Source organism: Methylobacterium sp. WL7, from assembly GCF_008040085.1.
Classification (GTDB): Bacteria; Pseudomonadota; Alphaproteobacteria; order Rhizobiales; family Beijerinckiaceae; genus Methylobacterium; species Methylobacterium mesophilicum.
Map to the genome: position 1 here is coordinate 1 of NZ_VRVG01000324.1, position 1,045 is coordinate 1,045.

General features: G+C 68.5%; 1 protein-coding gene. It reads right to left on the minus strand.

From position 1 onward, the window contains the following. Positions 1–15 precede the first annotated feature (15 nt). Positions 16–977, minus strand: a protein-coding gene (locus FV233_RS29570; protein WP_147899651.1) for an IS630 family transposase whose coding sequence is annotated in 2 segments (ribosomal slippage) — positions 16–626 and positions 626–977 — 963 coding nt in all. Because the reading frame shifts where the segments join, the coding sequence is not laid out codon by codon here. Between the last annotated feature and the right edge of the window lie 68 nt (positions 978–1,045).

Genomic DNA, 1,045 nt, shown 5'->3' on the forward strand with positions numbered 1-1,045 from the left:
TAGAGCTGTTCCCACTTATGTAGCGACGGCCAAGTCGTCCTCGTATCCGGCGGCGGTGATGCAGTTGCGGCATTCGTCTGGGGTGAAGCGGGTGAAGGCCTCGCGGATAGCAGCCCAGAGGTCGGGCACGGTGCGGGCGGTTGCGGTTCGCAGCAGGTGCTTGAGCTTGGCGAAGATCTGCTCGATCGGATTGAACTCGGGACTGTAGGGCGGAAGGTATAGGACCCGCGCCCCCACCGCCTCGATAGCTTCGCGCACGCCGGCGACCTTGTGAGCTTGCAGGTTGTCGAGGATGACGGTGTCCCCGGGTCGCAGCACCGGGACGAGGCTGTCGGCGACGTAGCTGCGGAAGCGGGCGCCGTTGGTGGCGCCATCGACGAGACTGAGCGCGCACAGGCCGGTGCTGCGCAGGGCGGCTGTGACGGTGGTAGTTTTGTAGTGGCCCTGCGGCACGAGGAGCCGGCACCGCTCACCGCACGGGGCGCGTCCGTAACGGCGGGCCATGTTGGTGGCGGCCGCGGTCTCGTCGAGGAAGACCAGCGTGTCCGGGTCGAGGTCGGGCAGGGCCTCGAACCAGGCTTGGCGGGCCTCCCTTACGTCGGCCCGCTCCTGCTCAGCCGCATAGAGAGCCCCTTTTTGCGGGTGATGCCGTGGCGGGCGAAGAAGCGCGACAGGCCGCTCGTGCTGGTCTGCAGGCCCTGCGCGGCCAGGGCGTCGCGCAACTCGCGCAGGAAGATCTCGGGCCGGGCTTCGTAGGTGGAGAGGATCCGATCGGCCTGCCCCTCGATGGCCGGAAGACGATCGTCGCCGCGCGTCGGCTTGGGCGCGACGTGGCCTTCCTGCGCGAACCGCTCCGACCAGCGGCTGGCACTCGACACGCTTACACCGAACCGGGCCGCCGCTCGATGGAAGGAGGCGCCCTCGGCCACGGCCGCCACGACACGCTCGCGCAGATCGACAGACAACGGTGAAGGCATCGAGGGCTCCTTCACCACTCAACGCTGCAAACGGCTAACCCGTCGCAACGCGGCCGGGCACGGCTCTA